General features: G+C 54.9%; 1 rRNA gene. It reads right to left on the bottom strand.

From position 1 onward, the window contains the following. Window positions 1–512, bottom strand: a 23S ribosomal RNA gene (locus tag ACFPTP_RS10005); the annotation flags it as partial.

Raw genomic sequence — 512 nt, 5'->3', positions numbered from 1 at the left:
CCGCCCCAGTCAAACTGCCCACCTGACACTGTCTCCTGCCCGGATCACGGGCAAGGGTTAGAAGTCCAATACAGCCAGGGTAGTATCCCACCATTGCCTCCTCCGAAGCTGGCGCTCCGGATTCCAAGGCTCCTACCTATCCTGTACAGGCTGCACCGGAATTCAATATCAGGCTACAGTAAAGCTCCACGGGGTCTTTCCGTCCTGTCGCGGGTAATGCGCATCTTCACGCATATTATAATTTCACCGAGTCTCTCGTTGAGACAGTGCCCAGATCGTTACGCCTTTCGTGCGGGTCGGAACTTACCCGACAAGGAATTTCGCTACCTTAGGACCGTTATAGTTACGGCCGCCGTTTACTGGGGCTTCAATTCGAAGCTTCGCTTGCGCTGACCTCTCCTCTTAACCTTCCAGCACCGGGCAGGCGTCAGCCCCTATACGTCACCTTACGGTTTTGCAGAGACCTGTGTTTTTGCTAAACAGTCGCCTGGGCCTATTCACTGCGGCTCTCT

Source organism: Sporosarcina koreensis (assembly GCF_042655825.1).
GTDB lineage: Bacteria > Bacillota > Bacilli > Bacillales_A > Planococcaceae > Sporosarcina > Sporosarcina koreensis.
The sequence above is the reverse complement of the archived record's forward strand: the minus strand, read 5'-3'. Positions and strand labels throughout refer to the sequence as shown.